This is a genomic window from Flavobacterium sp. ZB4R12 (genome assembly GCF_048276375.1).
Classification (GTDB): Bacteria; Bacteroidota; Bacteroidia; order Flavobacteriales; family Flavobacteriaceae; genus Flavobacterium; species Flavobacterium gawalongense.
The window spans coordinates 19,779-37,993 of sequence record NZ_JBLNKS010000023.1 but is presented as its reverse complement, the minus strand read 5'-3'; the positions used below and the strand labels follow the sequence as shown (position 1 = coordinate 37,993).

The following is an 18,215-nucleotide window of genomic DNA, read 5'->3' as shown; positions in this document are numbered from 1 at the left end:
ATTAAGAATTAATGTAAATTTATATCAGGATTAATAACAAAAAGTGTAAACTTTTTTCAGGACGAGACAAACAGTTTGATTCACCAAGTAAAAAAATCCGTGTAAATCGGTATAATCCGTGTTATCTGTGGGCTAATATTTATGCTTTATAAATGTACAAACGACGAAAATTGTATTCGAAATGATTTTAGTCCGCATTACGGATAGTCATATTAAATTATAAAGATAAAATTAGTATCGGTTTCGGCTTGCTCTCTTTTGGATAGTCCTGGGGCTTCGGGAGCGGGAGGAAATTATAACTTTAAAAAATCGCCAATAACCGCCCTCAATTTCCACATCAATAAATGCAATACAAAACCTTTATAATAAGAACTTTTCATAGTATCTTTGCAATCTGAAATCAGTTTAAATAAAGATAATATTCTGACGGTAAAATGTCAATAGAAAACAATAAACTAAAAATGAAATTAGACAGGAAAGACATTCTTAAAGCTTTAGAAACGATTACTATAGCTGGAGAAGGAAAAAACATGGTTGAAAGTGGCGCAATAGCAAATGTAATTACTTTTGGCGATGAGGTTGTGGTAGATTTAGTATTGCACACACCGGCAATGCACATTAAAAAGCGTGCTGAAGACGATATCAAAAAAACAATTCTTGAATTAGTATCTCCGGATGCTAAAATCAAAATCAATAGTAAAGTTGAAGTTCCGGACAAACCAGAAGTGAAAGGAAAATCAATACCGGGAATAAAAAATATTATCGGAGTTGCCTCTGGTAAAGGTGGAGTAGGAAAATCTACCGTTACTGCAAATCTGGCGGTGTCATTGGCCAAAATGGGTTTCTCGGTAGGGATTCTTGATGCGGATATTTACGGACCGTCGATGCCAATTATGTTTGACGTAGAAAGCGAAAAGCCAGTCTCCGTAATAGTGGATGGAAAATCAAAAATGAAACCGGTTGAAAGTTACGAAGTAAAAATTCTTTCTATTGGATTTTTTACAGCACCAAGTCAAGCGGTAATTTGGAGAGGACCTATGGCTTCCAAAGCATTAAACCAAATGATATTTGATGCTGATTGGGGAGAATTGGATTTCATGCTAGTCGATTTGCCACCAGGAACTGGAGATATTCACCTTTCAATCGTACAATCATTACCAATTACAGGTGTTGTAATAGTAAGTACTCCACAAGCCGTGGCTTTGGCCGATGCTAAAAAAGGTGTTTCTATGTTTATGTCTGAAGCAATAAATGTTCCTGTATTGGGAATTATTGAAAACATGGCCTATTTCACACCGGAAGAATTACCTGAAAATAAATATTATATCTTTGGAAAAGAAGGAGCCAGAAATCTTGCAGAAGATTTAGAAGTTCCATTCCTTGGAGAAGTTCCAATTGTACAATCAATCCGTGAAGCAGGAGATTACGGTCGTCCTGCAGCGATGCAAACAGGTTCAGTTATCGAAACTGTTTTCGAAGAAATTACTAGAAATGTAGTACGGGAAGTAATAAGTAGAAACGAAAGTTTACCCGCTACTGAAGCTGTTAAAATTACAACTATGGCAGGTTGTTCAGCAGTAAAAAAATAAGAAATTAGAATCTTTTGAAAATGATTTTTAATCTTTCAATTTTCTAATCTTTCAATCTTTAAATAAAGAAAATGACAACAGAAGAATTAACACTAGAAGTTCAAAAAGCACTCGAAGAAATCAGACCTTTTTTGAATTCTGATGGCGGTGACATTACCCTGATTTCCATCGAGGACGACAAACACGTAAAAGTGCGTCTCGAAGGAGCCTGTACCAGTTGCAGTGTAAACCAAATGACATTGAGAGCCGGCGTGGAAACCACCATCAAAAAGTTTGCTCCCCAAATAGAAACTGTTGTAAATATCCTATAATGTGCTATCCTGAGCGAAGTCGAAGGGAGGGCGTGTCCCTTTTAAAAAAAAGGCTACTCAAGATAACGAGTATTTGCCTTTTTTCTTAAAATGGTCGTTTTTTTGAGAGTTATGTGTAGATGGTAATTTTGTAATATTAAAATACCTGACAGCCACTGGCTGTCCTCCTCTTAATCTCAAATCTCACGCAAAACAATCGGGATATCACTAAGATAATTCCAAAGAGATACAATTGATTAACCAACCAATTCCAAATAGTAAAAAATGGATGTATTAATAAAAATAAAAGATAGAGAAGGAGTAGTACATGAATTGCAAGCTCCCACAGATATGGCCATGAATATCATGGAATTATGTAAAGCGTATGAACTTCCTGTTGAAGGAACCTGTGGCGGAATGGCCATGTGTGCTTCTTGTCAGTGTTATGTTCTTAATGATGTTGCATTGCCAGAAATGGGGGATGATGAAGAAGCCATGCTATCAGAGGCGTTCTACGTGAAATCAAACAGTCGTTTGGGCTGTCAAATCCCAATCACCGAAAGCCTCGAAGGATTAGAACTAGAGTTGGCTCCAGAAAATTAAATTAAAAAAGCGTTTGCCTTGGCAAACGCTTTTTTTATGTTGTAGTCAAATGGTTTTCCATAATATGTTCTTCAATAGCATCCCAAAGTCCAATGCGCTTTTCCAGTGCCAGAACCGAAGTTTTTTCTACATCTGACCATTTTTGTGCGTCAGTTCCACAAAGTTCTGTAATCATTTTCATTGCCATAGGACCATGATCATCAGCGTCCAATTCGATATGTCTTTCAAAATAATAAATTAGTTTACTTAAATCGGTTTTTGGGAAATTTTCTTGAAAGTTTTTCAAAATCGCGGTAAACATACTTGGAATTAAATCTTCTCTTCCAAAAGTAAAAGCGGCCGCAATTTCATGTGATTTCCCTTCTTCAATAACCCTGAAAGTAAAATCTAAAAATGCTTTAATATTTGGATGTAAGTTGCTTTTTTTAATAGCAACAAATATATTTTTAAGAGAATTTAATTCGGATAAAAAATCTTCAATTCCCGTTGTATCTGCTCCGCAGGCTTCCATCGCTTCAATATACATTTCATAATGGCTTAGGCGACGCCCATCAATAGTTAAATCTGATTCTTCAGCAAGGACTATTTCGTTTATTAAATATCTGGTTTCTGGATTTTCGGTTGCAAACCAAGGGGTTGTTGTACAGGTTAATTTGGCTTGTAAAGCTTTTAATAAAGACATGAAATCCCAAACCGCATAAATATGATTTTCGAGAAAACATTGTAAGTCTTCAATAGTTTTTACTTTTCCGTATAAAGAATGTTGTAACAATAGTTTTTTTTGAGGTTCAATACTAATGTTGATTGTTTCGATATTCATAGGTGGTATTTTTTATGTAAATATAAAAAAGCTTCTTGTTTCCAAGAAGCTTTTGCTATCAATTTTATAAATACTTTAATAATTGTTTACTACTATTTAAAAGCTGAAATTCCAGTAATGTCCATTCCTGTAATTAATAAGTGAATGTCGTGTGTTCCTTCATATGTAATTACTGATTCTAGATTCATCATGTGACGCATAATAGAATATTCTCCGGTAATTCCCATTCCGCCTAACATTTGTCTGGCTTCGCGTGCAATGTGAATCGCCATGTCTACATTATTTCTTTTGGCCATAGAGATTTGAGCTGTTGTTGCTCTACCTTCATTTCTTAAAATGCCTAATCTCCAGGTCAATAGTTGTGCTTTGGTGATTTCAGTAATCATTTCGGCCAGTTTCTTTTGTTGCAATTGAGTTCCTGCAATAGGTTTATCAAACTGAATTCTTTCTTTAGCATAACGCAAAGCAGTATCGTAACAGTCCATTGCGGCACCAATGGCTCCCCAGGCAATTCCATAACGGGCTGAATCAAGACAGCCAAGTGGAGCTCCTAATCCAGATTTATTTGGTAATAAGTTTTCTTTTGGCACTTTCACATTGTCAAAAATCAACTCTCCTGTAGAAGAGGCACGAAGGGACCATTTATTATGCGTTTCCGGAGTGGTAAAACCTTCCATCCCTCTTTCAACAATTAAACCGTGAATTCTTCCTTCTTCATTTTTTGCCCAAACAATAGCAATATCAGCGAAAGGAGCATTCGAAATCCACATTTTGGCACCGTTCAATACATAATGATCACCCATATCTTTAAAGTTCGTAATCATACTTCCCGGATCTGAACCGTAATTAGGTTCAGTCAGTCCAAAGCAACCCATAAATTCACCAGTAGCTAGTTTTGGTAAGTATTTCATACGTTGTTCTTCGTTTCCGTATTTCCATATTGGATACATTACTAAAGAAGATTGTACGGATGAAGTAGAACGAACGCCAGAATCTCCGCGCTCAATTTCTTGCATGATTAACCCATACGAAATTTGGTCTAAACCTGCGCCACCATACTCAACAGGAATATAGGGGCCAAAACCACCAATTTCTCCCAAACCTTTTATAATCTGTTTTGGGAATTCAGCTTTTTGTGCATATTCTTCTATAATAGGAGAGACTTCACGTTTTACCCATGCACGAGCGGAATCACGTACTAATTTGTGTTCTTCTGTTAGTAAATCGTCAAGGTTGTAATAATCCGGAGCTTGAAATAAATCTGGTTTCATGGTTTGGTAATTTTTATGCGACAAATTTACATAAAGAAATATAACAAAAGTATTAATAAATGTTATATTTTTTTAATTTTATTGAAAATAACGAATTTTGCAATCAAATAAGGTATTTTTAAAAGCATGATTTTGTTGAAAAAAATCATTGGCTACTAATTTACAATAAAATAGCTAATTGCCGTTTGAAATTTATTTTAAATAAGGAAATTGACGTATTTGAATAAAATTCCGAATTACATTTTCAAGTAAAAATCTTTTGTCAATTCTATATATTCTGGTGTGTATTGATGTCTTGAAGTTTCGATAATCAATTCACTAATAGTAATGATAGCATTTTTATTTCGGCTTATAGCCAATAAACTGCGCTTGATTTCGGTAATTGGAGTTCCTTTTACCCGGGTAATTTTTAATGGATGTAATTCGTATTCTTTGGCAAGAGCCAAAAAATGTTCTTCTTCATTAAAAGGAATTATGACGGAGAAAACACCATTTTCAGAAAGCAGTAAAGCAGCTGCTTCGATTAAATCTTCAAAAGGCATTGCGTCAGTAAAACGGGCTAAATCGCGTTGCTCGTTTTCGGATTTGTAATCTTCAGTATAAAAAGGAGGATTGGAAACAATTAAATCGTACTCGTCTTCCGGTTCTTCTACAAATTCATCCAAACCGGCATGAAAACAAAATAAGCGATCATTCCAAGGTGAGTTTTCAAAATTGTCTACGGATTGTTCGTAAGCTTCTTCGTCGATTTCTAAAGCGTCAATTTGTTCTGCGTTGCTTCTTTGTGCAAGCATTAAAGCGATAACACCTGTTCCGGCCCCAATATCTAAAATGCTAAATGGATTGTTTTCAATTGGTGTCCAGGCGCCAAGTAAAACACCGTCTGTTCCAATTTTCATGGCACAACGATCTTGTTTTATTGAGAATTGTTTGAATGAAAACATAATGATTTAAGATTGAAGAGTAACGAATGTTGATTTCAGATTTTAAATAACCGAATCGACAAATGAATTTCTCTAAAGGTACATTTCAATAAGTCCTTCTGGTAAATCCATGATGACTTTTTTGTTTTCTCTGTCAATTTTTACAAGGAAATGGTCGATCATAGGGATAAGGATTTCTACATCGCCGTTTAAAACTTCAAAAAGAGGTTGGGCAGTGGTGTCATTTATGGATTGAATTTTTCCAACAACACCCAGGCGTTTGTCTTCAACTTCAAAACCAATTACTTCATGGAAGTAGAATTTATTGCCGGTAAGTTTTGGCAACATATTTAAGGGAAGATATATTGCGTTGCCTATAATGGCATCGGCATCTTCTTCGGTATTCATATCTTCAAAACGAATTCTAAGGAAATCGTTTTTATGCAGTGAACTGCTTTCAATAAAAAATGGAACCAAGTGTTTGTTGCATTCAACAAACACTGATTCCAAGTTTTCGTATAACTCAGGTTCGTCCGTATCCAAATAGGCAAGAACTTCCCCTTTGAAACTAAATTTTTTAGCGATTTTACCTAAATAGAAACAGTCTTCTTTACGCATCTTCGCCTTCTAAAATTATGCTTCAGTTGTTTCGTTATTTTCTTCTGCAGCAGGAGCTTCTTCAGCTTCAACTTCAGTAACTTCTTCTTCAACAGCTGGAGTTGCAGCAGCGATAGCGTCAGCTTCTGCTTGAGCAGCTGCAGCTAAACGTTTAGCATTAACATCTTGTTCTGCTTTGAAAGCTTTGGCTTTAGCATCAGCTTGCGCTTTTGTTAAACCTTCTTTTTTAGCATCAACTTTTCCAGATTTTGCTTCTAACCAAGTAGCTAATTTTGCATCAGCTTGTTCTTGAGTTAAAGCTCCTTTACGGATACCACCATCAAGGTGATGTTTCAATAAAGCTCCTTTGTAAGAAAGAATAGCTTTTGCAGTATCAGTTGGTTGTGCACCATTGTGCAACCATTTTACTGCACTATCAAGGTTCAAGTCGATAGTTGCTGGGTTTGTGTTTGGATTGTAAGTACCGATTTTCTCTAAGTATTTACCGTCTCTTTTTGAGCGAGCATCTGCTGCTACAACCCAGTAAAAAGGTTTTCCTTTTTTACCGTGTCTTTGTAATCTAATTTTTACTGACATAATCTTGTGATTAAATTTTGAGGTACTCGACCTCTGTTAATTAAGGGTGCAAAGATACATCTTTTATTGATAAATGCTAATGTGGATGGTATTTTAATGAATGGTAATGTATTAGGTGTAGTTTGATCTGTATTTTTTGCTTCTATTTTATTTTTTTTAGCTATAATACCATACTTTTGTTTGTTTAAAAGATGCATTCTATGAAAAAATATTTTCTTTTTATTGTAGTGATTTTTTCTTTAGTTTCTTGTGAGGAAGATGTTAGATTTAATAATCCTTCTTTGCAAGGGTTGAAAGACAATGTGTTTTGGAGAGCGGTTGAATCTAAAGCGACATTGGCTTCTGACGGATCTTTGCTCATTGAGGCGTATACTAAAAATGAAATTTTATCTTTAAAGATAACTTCTACACAGGCTCAAACCTATTTTTTAGGAACTAGTGAGTCTAAAAAAGTGACTTACGTTATCACCGATGCAACAGGTGCTACAATTACTTTTTCTACAGGTTTTGGTATTGGAGATGGTCAAATTGTGGTAACAGAATATGATGACATAAACAAAACAATTAGTGGTACTTTTAAGTTTAATGCAGAAAATACCTACAACAATCCATTAGCTGGTCCTCTTGTAAATTTTCAACAGGGTGTTTTTTATAAAGTTCCTGTGAGTTCACTTATTCAATAAAATAAGACAAATCACATTCTTAAAATACTTCGGTTAGGTGTTTTAGTATGGTCTTTTTCTTTTTACATTTAAAATAAAAAACATAAATAAGCTAATCTATAGTAGATTAGAAAAAAATAAGAGTACATTTGTTTTATTATTTAAATAAGTACATATGAATATTTTTGTTGGAAGTCTTCCATTCAGTATTGAGGAAGCAGATTTAAGAGAGTCTTTCGAGGCTTACGGAGCAGTTGATTCAGTTAAAATCATCACTGATAAATTTACTGGAAGAAGTAAAGGATTCGGTTTTGTTGAGATGCCAAATGATGACGAAGCTCAAAAAGCAATTGATGAGTTGAACGGTGCTACTGTTCAAGGACGCGCAATTGTAGTAAACAAATCTGAGCCAAAACCAGAAGGTGAAAGAAGAAGTTTTAACAGTAACAGTCGTGGTGGAGATTCACGCGGTGGTTATGGTGGTGGAAACAGCCGTGGTGGAGATAACCGTGGTGGTGGAAACAGAGGAGGATATTAATATTTTTTTCTACAATATAAAAAAAGGTGTCAATTTATTGACACCTTTTTTGTTTCCTCACCCCCCCCTCCCTCTCCGAAGGAGAGGGAGCTGAAGAATGATTTTTTTATTCGATAATTTATAGATTAGCAACTAACCAGTCACCAACTTCACTAGTTTTATACGCTTTGGTATCTTTTCCAGCTAAATCCTCTGTTACAATTCCTTGTTCCAATGATTTATTGACTACTGCTCTAATGGCGCCTGCTTCTTCTTTTAATCCAAAAGCATCTTCAAACATCATTGCTGCAGATAATACTGTCGCTAATGGATTGGCAATATTTAAGCCTGTAGCTTGTGGGTAAGAACCATGAATAGGTTCATACAATGATGTGTGTTCTCCTACTGACGCTGATGGCATTAATCCCATAGAACCAGATATCACAGAAGCTTCATCCGTTAATATATCTCCAAATAAGTTTTCAGTAATCAAGACGTCATAAGAATTTGGCCATTGTACCAAACGCATCGCTACAGCATCAACGAATTCATAACTTACAGTTACTTCAGGATATTCTTTTTCCATAGCTTGTACTGTTTCTCTCCATAAACGGGAAGTTTCCAATACGTTTGCTTTGTCAACGCAACATAATTTCTTTGAACGTGTCATGGCAAGTTCAAAACCTTTTTTAGCTAAACGTTGTACTTCGGCTCTTGTGTAAGTACAAGTGTCAAAAGCAGTTTCACCGTCGTCTTTTCTTCCTTTTTCACCAAAATAAATTCCTCCGGTAAGTTCTCTTAAAAAGATCAAATCTGTTCCTTCAATACGTTCTCTTTTTAAAGGAGAATTGTCAATCAAAGATGGGAAAGTAAATGTAGGACGTACATTAGCAAATAAGCCTAATTTTTTACGCATTAACAATAAACCTTGTTCTGGTCTTACGGGAGCACTTGGGTCGTTATCGTATTTTGGGTGTCCGATAGCTCCGAATAGAACTGCATCAGCAGCCATACAAATTTCATGCGTTTCATCAGGATAAGGAACTCCAACGGCATCAATAGCACAAGCTCCTGTAAGAGCTGGGATCCAATTGATTTCGTGGTTAAATTTTTTTGCAATAGCATCAGAAACTTTTACGGCTTCATTGATTACTTCTGGTCCAATTCCGTCTCCGGCTAAAAGAGCTATGTTAAATTTCATTAGGTAAGTTTTATATTAGTATCGTTTTTTATTTATTGTTATTGGGCGGTAACCACATTCAACATCTTTTGCGTAGCAATGATTGCGGCAACGGTTTGGTCTGAATCTAATCCTCTCGTTTTAAATTCTTTTCCATGATTAGTCCATGTAATTATGGTTTCACATAATGCATCAGAGCTACTTCCTGGTGGAATTCGGACTGCATAGTCAATTAATTTAGGCAATTCCATTTTTTTACTCTTGTATATTTTTGCTAATGCATTCATAAAAGCATCAAATTGTCCATCACCTTGAGCATTCTCTTCAATGATTTCACCATCTATTTTTAAACAGAGCGTAGTCGAAGGGCGCATTCCTTTGGCATGAACCAATACATATGACTCAACCACAATTTTCTCTTCATAAGTCTGGCTGTCTAAAACATCAGAAATAATATAAGGTAAGTCTTCTTTGGTAACGGTCTCTTTTTTGTCGCCTAACTCAATGATGCGTTGGGTAACTAATTTTAGATCCTCAGGATTTAATTTTAAACCTAATTCCTGAAGGTTTTTTTCGATATTGGCTTTGCCGGATGTTTTTCCTAAAGCATATTTTCGTTTTCTTCCAAAACGTTCCGGAAGCAAATCATTAAAATATAAATTATTTTTGTTGTCTCCGTCAGCATGAATACCTGCTGTTTGGGTAAATACATTGTCTCCAACAATAGGTTTGTTGGCAGGAATTCTATAGCCTGTGAAAGTTTCTACCAATTTACTCACAGAGTACAATGAAGATTCTTTTACCCCGATTTTTATTTCTGGTAAAAAGTCATTGATTACTGCAACAGTGCTTTCAAGCGGTGCATTTCCAGCACGTTCTCCCATTCCGTTTACGGTAACGTGAAGTCCTTGGATACCCGCTTTTACAGCTTCCATTACATTAGCAATACTTAAATCGTAGTCGTTGTGTGCATGAAAATCAAAATGGGTATTTGGGTATCGCGCTATAATTTTCGAAATGAATTCAAAAGTTTCTGAAGGGATTAAAACGCCTAAAGTGTCTGGTAACAAGACTCTTTTAATCGGTTGTTTGGTCAAAAAATCTAAATATTGAAACACATATTCAGGTGAATTGCGCATTCCGTTACTCCAGTCTTCTAAATAGACATTGGTCTCAATATTGTTTTCTTGGGCCAATGCAATAGCTTGAGCAATCTCGGTAAAATGTTGTTCAGGCGTTTTCTTTAATTGATGTGTTAAATGGTTGAGAGATCCTTTGGTTAGTAAATTCTGGACTTTAGCTCCAGTCTTTTTCATCCAATCTATTGAAAGTCCACCGTCAACAAATGTTAAAACTTCTATTCGGTTAGAATATCCTTTTTCATTAGCCCAGGTCATTATCCCTTTTACACCTTGAAACTCGCCTTCGCTTACGCGTGCAGAAGCAATTTCAATTCTATCAATATTTAATTCTTCCAGCAACAATTGTGCAATGGTTAGTTTTTCTGCAGCAGAAAATGAAACTCCCGATGTTTGTTCGCCATCACGGAGCGTCGTATCCATTATTTCAATTTTTCTTTTTTCCATTATGAATTTGATGCTAAAGCGGTTTCGATTTCAGTAATTTGAAATCTTGTTGTTGTATTTTATAAAATTGTAAAAAGCAGTTACTAAGCTAACAATAAAGTTGAGCTTACAGTAACTGCATTTTTATTGTTTGATTTCTAGTAAGGAAGTTGATTGGCAAACCCAACAATTTCTTCTTTGATGTTTTGTAAATAATCAATATCATCAAAACCGTTGATCATATTGTCTTTTTTGTATCCGGAGATGTCAAAAGATTCTTTTTGACCAGTTGCTTTTAGTGTAATGGTTTGTTCCGGAAGATTTATTTCTAATTCTGTTTTTGGATCAGCTTCAATAGCATTGAAGATAGTTTCAGCAAATTCTGGACTAACTTGCACTGGTAAAACACCAATGTTTAAGCAGTTTCCTTTAAAGATGTCTGCAAAGAAACTTGAAACAACCGCACGGAACCCATAATCGTAAACTGCCCAAGCTGCGTGCTCTCTTGAAGAACCGGAACCAAAGTTTTTTCCGCCTACTAATATTTTTCCGCTATAAGTTGCATCATTCAATACGAAATCAGCTTTTGGAGTATTATCTCCGTTGTATCTCCAGTCTCTGAAAAGGTTGTCTCCAAAAGCTTCACGTTTGGTAGCTTTTAAGAAACGCGCTGGGATAATTTGATCGGTATCCACATTTTCTATTGGTAGTGGCACTGCACTACTCGTAAGGATATTAAATTTATCGTATGCCATTGTGATTTTATATTTTAGATTAACGATTGCTGATTTTAGATTTTCTGTGAGGGAAATTAAATCTTAAACGCTAAAAAGTTTGTAAAATGTATATTGTAAAATAGTATCTGTAAATTTGTAGATTTAGTGAAATCTGAAATCAAAAATCGTTAATCTACATTCAGAAATCTTTTACATTAAATCTCTAGGGTCTGTTAGTTTTCCAGTAACTGCAGCAGCAGCGGCCATAATTGGACTTGCCAATAATGTTCTTGAACCTGGACCTTGACGGCCTTCGAAGTTTCTGTTTGAGGTACTTACTGCATATTTTCCTGCAGGTACTTTATCATCATTCATCGCTAAACAAGCGGAACAACCTGGCTGACGCAATACAAAACCAGCTTCAGTTAGAATGTCCAAAAGACCTTCTTCTTTAATCTGAGCTTCTACTACGTGAGAACCTGGAACTAACCAAGCCGTAACATTATCTGCTTTTTTTCGGCCTTTTACAATTGCTGTAAAAGCTCTGAAATCTTCAATTCTACCATTGGTGCAACTTCCCAAGAAAACAAAATCAATTGGTTTCCCAATCATTACATCGTCTTCGTGGAAGCCCATATAGGCCAAAGATTTTTTATACGTTTCGGCACCACCTTCTACTTGGTTGGCATTTGGAATATGTTTAGAGATACCAATTCCCATTCCAGGATTAGTTCCATAAGTAATCATTGGTTCGATATCTGCAGCATTGAAGTTTAATTCAGTATCAAAAACTGCATCCTCACCGGTTTTCAAGGTTTTCCAGTAAGCAACCGCTTTATCCCAAGCCTCGCCTTTTGGAGCGTATAATCTTCCTTCTAAGAAATCAAATGTTTTTTGGTCAGGAGCAATCATACCACCACGAGCACCCATTTCGATACTCAAGTTACAAACAGTCATACGGCCTTCCATTGACATGTTTTCAAAAACATCTCCTGCATATTCTGCAAAATATCCTGTACCTCCAGAAGTAGTTAATTGAGAAATAATATAAAGTGCTACGTCTTTTGGACCAACACCTTTACTCAATTCACCATTCACGTTGATACGCATTTTCTTTGGTTTCGGTTGCATGATACATTGTGTAGCCATCACCATTTCTACCTCAGAAGTTCCGATACCAAAAGCAATAGCGCCAAAAGCACCATGTGTAGAAGTATGTGAATCCCCACAAACAATAGTTGCACCCGGTAAAGTAATTCCGTTTTCAGGACCTACCACGTGAACGATTCCATTTTTTTGGTGACCTAATCCCCAGTGCGAAATACCATATTCTGCTGCGTTATCTTCCAATGCTTTCAATTGATTGGCAGATAAAAAATCGGCAACAGGCAAGTGTTGGTTTATTGTTGGTGTATTGTGATCGGCAGTTGCAAAAGTGCGTTCTGGGTATAAAACCGAAATCCCTCTTTCTTTTAAACCTAAAAAAGCTACAGGACTAGTAACTTCATGGATGAAATGACGGTCAATAAAAAACACATCTGGTCCATCTTCAATTTTACGCACAACATGCGAATCCCATACTTTGTCAAATAATGTAGTACTCATTTTAAATATTTTTTAAGTGTATTTCTTTTTTTACAACCAAATTTTTTACATAAAGTTGTAACAATGGGAACAAATTTAAAAAAAGAAATAAGGTTGTCAATTTTAATATTCCATTATATACGATACCCAAACTGTTTTTACAACACCTTACCTCTTCTGTTATAGGTTTGTAGTTTGAATGTCTTCTTTTTATTTTGATATTAAATTTCTTTTTAAAGCCTTTTTTATTTTAAATAGATCCAATTTGATAATTTGCAAATTTATCGCTATTTTGGTGTAAATGAGGGTTTTTTGATTCAAAAAATATAACAAAACGAATTAAAATAGTAATAATTAACAAAATTGGCATCGTGTTTTATTTTCTATAGAATGCCTTTTTTGGGCTTTTTACATAACTAAAGCAGTATTTTTTTGGGGCTTTTATTTCAATTTGTTTTGATGAAATACTACGACATCCAAAAAACTCACCGTGCGTTTATTTTTCTTTTTGATGGGGCATTATTGGGTAATTTTATGCTAAAAGAGGGAGCAATTCGTAGGGTGATTCTTAAAGATAATTTTTGAATTTTTTGTTCTGATTTAGGTGTTATTCTACCTAAAAAAATCCTAAATTTGAAATTCATTTTTTGTGATTTATTATAAATTTAAAGTGTTTAAAACCAGTTAAATACACGGTCTGAATCTATAGGTTTTGGCACCCTCCCCTTCGGGGAGGGCTGGGGAGGGGATTTATGTACTTAATATTCGATACCGAAACTACAGGATTACCAAAGCGTTGGGGCGCTCCCATTTCAGATACGGATAACTGGCCGCGTTGTATTCAAATCGCTTGGCAGTTGCACGACGATATGGGAAAACTCATTGAGCATCAGGATTATTTGGTGAAGCCCGAAGGTTTTAATATTCCGTATGATGCGGAACGAATTCACGGTATTTCTACGGAATTGGCGGAAGCCGACGGAATTTCGTTGGCAGAAGTTTTAGAAAAATTCAATATAGCCTTGGGCAAAGCCAAATTTATTGTAGGTCAGAATTTAGGTTTTGACATCAATATTATGGGTTGCGAGTTTTATAGAATGGGGGTTGAAAGCCAAATGAGTTCGATGCCTATTCTGGATACGTGTACCGAAGTTACCGCCTCCTTATTACGATTGCCAGGAGGTAGAGGAGGTAAATTTAAATTGCCTACTTTAACTGAATTGCATAGTTATCTTTTTAATAAACCTTTTGCAGAAGCACATAACGCGACTGCCGATGTCGAGGCAACCACGCGTTGTTTTTTAGAATTAATTCGTCGCGATGTTTTTACAAAAGAAGAACTCGATGTAGAAATTGGCTATTTTAAAGACTTCCAAAATAAGAATCCAAGCGAGATTAAGCTTATTGGTTTAAAACATATCAATCTTAAGGAAGCTTCTGAAAAAATTCGGCAGCAGTTTGGAGAAAAACAAGCTCCGGCAGTTTCAAGAGAAGAGCTTTCCGAGAATAAAAAGGTGCTTATTGATACTGATTTCGTGCATTTGCACAATCATACGCAATTTTCGGTCTTGCAATCTACCATAAGTATTGCGGCATTAGTAAAAGCGGCGGCACAACAAAAAATGCCTGCGGTTGCCATGACGGATCATGCGAATTTGATGGGTGCTTTTCATTTTGTTCGCGATATTTTATACCATAATAAAGCCGCTGAAGCCAAGAATAAAACCGCTGTCGCAAATGGTTCAGCACCTACAGAAGTCCCGATGAAACCGATTGTAGGTTGCGAATTTTTTGTTTGTGAAGACCATAACAACAAGTCGGTAAAAGACAATGGGTACCAAATAGTGCTTTTGGCGAAGACCAAAAAAGGCTATCATAATTTGGCTAAAATGTCTTCCATCGCTTATACGGAAGGATTTTATTATGTTCCAAGAATCGACAGGAAAGTCATTCAGGAATTCAAAGAAGATATTATTGTTTTGTCTGGAAACTTGTATGGCGAAATCCCAAATAAGATTTTAAATATTGGTGAAAACCAAGCCGAAGATGCGTTGCTTTGGTGGAAAAATGAGTTCAAGGAAGATTTTTATATTGAGGTGATGCGTCACAATCAAGAAGATGAGAATCGGGTGAATTCGTCTTTGATTGCATTGGCGAGAAAGCATGATGTCAAACTTATAGCGACGAACAATACCTTTTATATAGACAAGGAAAATTCGAATGCACACGATATTTTACTTTGTGTACGTGACGGTGAAAAACAAACTACGCCTATAGGTCGTGGTCGTGGGTATCGTTATGGATTGCCCAATCAGGAATATTATTTCAAGTCGGGAGACGAAATGAAACAGCTCTTCAATAATTTACCGGAAGCGATTTCTAATATTTCAGAGATTGTGGATAAAATTGAAATTTTCGATTTAGCACGGGAAGTTTTATTACCAAAATTTGAAATCCCTGTTGAATTTAATAATCCCGAAGATACAGTTGATGGCGGAGTAAGAGGTGAAAATGCTTATTTGAGGCATTTGACTTTTGAAGGAGCCCGAAGACGGTATCCTGTAATCACCGAAGAAATTCAAGAACGACTGGATTTTGAATTATTGACCATATCCAATTCTGGTTATCCTGGATATTTCCTGATTGTCCAGGATTTAATTGCTGAGGCGAGAAGTATGGGTGTTTCTGTTGGACCTGGTCGGGGATCCGCTGCGGGTTCAGTGGTGGCGTATTGTTTAAAAATCACCAACATTGACCCATTGATGTATAACCTGCTTTTTGAGCGTTTCCTGAATCCGGATCGTGTGTCACTGCCCGATATTGATATCGATTTTGATGATGAGGGACGAAGCAGCGTTATGGATTATGTGATTCGAAAATACGGCTCGAAACAAGTGGCACAAATTATCACCTATGGTAAAATGGCAACGAAATCAGCAATTAGAGATACGGCTCGTGTTTTGGATCTACCTTTATTCGAAGCCGATAAAATTGCCAAATTGATTCCGGGCATGATGCCGTCAAAATGGAATTTAGCGCGATTTTTGAATGAAAAAGAAGATGTAATTAAGAAAGCGGTTCGTCCGGAAGAATACGATAAAATAAAAGAATTAATAGGTCTTGCTAATGAAAGCGATTTGGGTGGAGAAACCATTCAGCAAGCCAAAGTTTTAGAAGGAAACTTAAGAAATACAGGGATTCACGCTTGTGGAGTAATTATTACGCCAAGCGATATTACGAATTTTGTTCCTGTGGCTACCGCCAAAGATTCCGATTTGTATGTGACTCAATTTGACAACTCGGTAGTAGAAAGTGCCGGTTTGTTGAAGATGGACTTCTTGGGTTTGAAAACCCTAACTCTGATAAAAGATACAGTAAAATTAGTAAAATATAGAACTGGAATCGACCTCAATCCTGATGAATTCCCTATTGATGATTTGAAGACGTATGAGCTTTTTCAACGAGGAGAAACGGTAGGGATTTTTCAATACGAGAGTCCGGGAATGCAGAAATACATGAAGGAATTGAAGCCAACGGTTTTTCCCGATTTGATTGCCATGAATGCGTTGTATCGCCCGGGACCGATTGCTTATATCCCGAGTTTTATTAAACGGAAAAACGGGGAAGAGCCTATCGAATATGATTTGGATGACTGCGAAGAATTGCTGAAAGATACCTACGGAATTACCGTTTACCAAGAACAAGTAATGCTTTTGTCCCAAAAATTGGCGGATTTCTCCAAGGGTGATGCCGACGTTTTGCGTAAAGCGATGGGTAAGAAGATGATAGATGTTTTGGCAAAAATGGAACCAAAATTCATCTCGCAAGCTATGGCAAAAGGGCATGCCAAAGATAAATTAGAGAAAATTTGGAATGACTGGAAAGCTTTTGCGGAATACGCGTTTAATAAATCGCACTCGACTTGTTACGCTTGGATCGCCTATCAAACGGCTTATTTGAAAGCAAACTATCCAGCCGAATATATGGCGGCTGTGCTTTCGAATAACATGAGCGATATTAAACAGGTTTCGTTCTTTATGGAAGAATGCAAGCGTATGGGATTACAGGTTTTAGGACCCGATGTGAATGAGTCGTTTTATAAATTTACCGTAAATGATAATTATGCGGTGCGTTTTGGAATGGGGGCTGTAAAAGGTGTTGGGTCTGGAGCTGTGGCCACCATTGTTGAGAATAGAAAAGATGGAAGATATAAATCGATTTTTGATTTGACCAAACGTATTGATTTGCGTGCAGCGAATAAAAAAGCATTGGAGAATCTGGTTTTGGCTGGAGGTTTTGATTCGTTTTTAGGAACAACGAGAGCGCAATATTTTCATGATGATGGTGATGGAATTACCTTTTATGAAAAAGCGATTCGGTATGGATCGAAGTTTCAGGAAAATGAAAATTCATCGCAAGTAAGTTTGTTTGGCGATACCAGCGAAGTGCAAATCGCAGAACCTGTCGTGCCGCCTTGCGAGGATTGGAGTACGATGGAAAAACTCGCTAAAGAAAAAGAGGTTGTTGGGATTTATATCTCGGGACATCCGCTGGATGATTACAAATTTGAAATGAAATATTTTTGTAATGCCAGGCTGGAAGCGTTGAAAAACATGGAACTTCATGTCAGCAAAAGTCTGACTTTTGGGGGGATTATCAATAATGTGCAACATCGTGTGGCCAAGAATGGAAAAGGTTGGGGCATGTTTACATTAGAAGGGTATGACGAAAGTTATGAGTTTCGAATTTTTGGCGAAGAGTATTTAAAATTCCGCCATTTCTTTATTCAAAATAATTTTACCTTTATGAAAGTGATGGTAAAAGAAGGCTGGACAGACCGGGATACCGGTAAAAAAGGAGAGCCAAGATTGCAATTTGTGGAGGTAAAGCAATTGCAAGATGTGTTAGAAACCTTTGCTAAAAAATTAATTTTACTATTAAATATTAAGGATTTAGAAAATGATTTTATCCATAAATTAAGCCACCTTTTTCAAGAGAATAAAGGAGATAATACAGTGTCTTTTGAAATCATGGAATTGGAAAAAACGAAACGACTCGTTGCTGTTGCTCCTGTTGAAATAGAAAACGAAGAGGTAGCTTTTATCGACGAAAATGAAGATTCTGAAATGGAAGCTCTCGAAATTCCAGAGACAAATTCCGAAGCAAAGGTAGAAGAAGTCGAAGAAATTAAGGTTGTAACCAAGTTGACTATGCCGAGCAGAAAATTGAAAATCAAAATCTCAAATGAATTGCTGGTGGAGTTAGAGAAAATGCAAATTAACTTTAAGTTGAATTAGAACG

General features: G+C 36.2%; 15 protein-coding genes. 6 read left to right on the top strand and 9 right to left on the bottom strand.

From position 1 onward, the window contains the following. The first annotated feature begins 461 nt into the window (after positions 1–461). The 3 genes from ACNO7W_RS15245 (at position 462) to ACNO7W_RS15235 (ending at position 2,482) form a co-directional block, all read left to right on the top strand. On the top strand, positions 462–1,589 hold the full coding sequence (locus ACNO7W_RS15245; RefSeq protein ID WP_144064944.1) for an Mrp/NBP35 family ATP-binding protein: 1,128 nt from the start codon (positions 462–464) through the stop codon (positions 1,587–1,589). A 71-nt stretch (positions 1,590–1,660) separates the two neighbouring features. Continuing rightward, a complete protein-coding gene (locus ACNO7W_RS15240; RefSeq protein ID WP_035668624.1) occupies positions 1,661–1,900 on the top strand; it encodes a NifU family protein in 240 nt (79 codons plus the stop codon). 264 nt (positions 1,901–2,164) lie between these two features. Continuing rightward, positions 2,165–2,482, top strand: a complete 318-nt coding sequence (locus ACNO7W_RS15235; RefSeq protein WP_035668621.1) for a 2Fe-2S iron-sulfur cluster-binding protein — start codon at positions 2,165–2,167, stop codon at positions 2,480–2,482. Between the two features lie 34 nt (positions 2,483–2,516). On the opposite strand, the gene ACNO7W_RS15230 is transcribed toward ACNO7W_RS15235, so the two are convergent. The 5 genes from ACNO7W_RS15230 to ACNO7W_RS15210 form a co-directional block, all read right to left on the bottom strand. Then, entirely contained in the window at positions 2,517–3,302 is a 786-nt protein-coding gene (locus ACNO7W_RS15230) for a DUF3050 domain-containing protein (protein WP_143387902.1), read from the bottom strand. Positions 3,303–3,394: 92 nt separating this feature from the next. After that, on the bottom strand, positions 3,395–4,573 hold the full coding sequence (locus tag ACNO7W_RS15225) for an acyl-CoA dehydrogenase family protein (protein WP_417938768.1): 1,179 nt from the start codon (positions 4,571–4,573) through the stop codon (positions 3,395–3,397). Positions 4,574–4,809: 236 nt separating this feature from the next. Continuing rightward, positions 4,810–5,517: a tRNA1(Val) (adenine(37)-N6)-methyltransferase gene (locus ACNO7W_RS15220; RefSeq protein WP_417938767.1), complete on the bottom strand. Its 708-nt coding sequence runs from the start codon at positions 5,515–5,517 to the stop codon at positions 4,810–4,812. Positions 5,518–5,589: 72 nt separating this feature from the next. Next, a complete protein-coding gene (gene rimM, locus ACNO7W_RS15215) occupies positions 5,590–6,114 on the bottom strand; it encodes a ribosome maturation factor RimM (RefSeq protein WP_143387899.1) in 525 nt (174 codons plus the stop codon). A 15-nt stretch (positions 6,115–6,129) separates the two neighbouring features. Then, positions 6,130–6,690, bottom strand: a complete 561-nt coding sequence (locus tag ACNO7W_RS15210; protein ID WP_143387898.1) for a 30S ribosomal protein S16 — start codon at positions 6,688–6,690, stop codon at positions 6,130–6,132. Positions 6,691–6,890: 200 nt separating this feature from the next. On the opposite strand from ACNO7W_RS15210, the gene ACNO7W_RS15205 reads away from it, so the two are divergent. Both ACNO7W_RS15205 and ACNO7W_RS15200 read left to right on the top strand, forming a co-directional pair. Further along, entirely contained in the window at positions 6,891–7,373 is a 483-nt protein-coding gene (locus ACNO7W_RS15205; RefSeq protein ID WP_417938766.1) for a DUF6252 family protein, read from the top strand. A 154-nt stretch (positions 7,374–7,527) separates the two neighbouring features. Then, positions 7,528–7,890: an RNA recognition motif domain-containing protein gene (locus tag ACNO7W_RS15200; protein ID WP_143387896.1), complete on the top strand. Its 363-nt coding sequence runs from the start codon at positions 7,528–7,530 to the stop codon at positions 7,888–7,890. 118 nt (positions 7,891–8,008) lie between these two features. Here ACNO7W_RS15200 and leuB read toward each other — a convergent pair whose 3' ends face one another. The 4 genes from leuB to leuC all read right to left on the bottom strand — a co-directional run bounded on the left by leuB (position 8,009) and on the right by leuC (position 12,935). Then, positions 8,009–9,070, bottom strand: coding sequence for a 3-isopropylmalate dehydrogenase (leuB, locus tag ACNO7W_RS15195; protein WP_417938765.1), 1,062 nt, complete (start codon positions 9,068–9,070; stop codon positions 8,009–8,011). A 38-nt stretch (positions 9,071–9,108) separates the two neighbouring features. Next, positions 9,109–10,635: an alpha-isopropylmalate synthase regulatory domain-containing protein gene (locus tag ACNO7W_RS15190; RefSeq protein ID WP_417938764.1), complete on the bottom strand. Its 1,527-nt coding sequence runs from the start codon at positions 10,633–10,635 to the stop codon at positions 9,109–9,111. A 137-nt stretch (positions 10,636–10,772) separates the two neighbouring features. Continuing rightward, complete coding sequence (gene leuD, locus ACNO7W_RS15185) at positions 10,773–11,369, bottom strand: 3-isopropylmalate dehydratase small subunit (protein WP_417938763.1); 597 nt, start codon at positions 11,367–11,369, stop codon at positions 10,773–10,775. A gap of 171 nt (positions 11,370–11,540) precedes the next feature. Further along, positions 11,541–12,935 carry a 3-isopropylmalate dehydratase large subunit gene (leuC, locus tag ACNO7W_RS15180; protein ID WP_417938762.1) on the bottom strand — a complete coding sequence of 465 codons (1,395 nt, stop codon included), beginning with the start codon at positions 12,933–12,935 and terminating at the stop codon, positions 11,541–11,543. A 731-nt stretch (positions 12,936–13,666) separates the two neighbouring features. Between leuC and dnaE the strand changes: the two genes are divergently transcribed. Then, positions 13,667–18,211 (top strand): DNA polymerase III subunit alpha, encoded by a 4,545-nt coding sequence (gene dnaE / locus ACNO7W_RS15175; protein ID WP_417938761.1) that lies wholly within the window; start codon positions 13,667–13,669, stop codon positions 18,209–18,211. Positions 18,212–18,215: the final 4 nt, after the last annotated feature.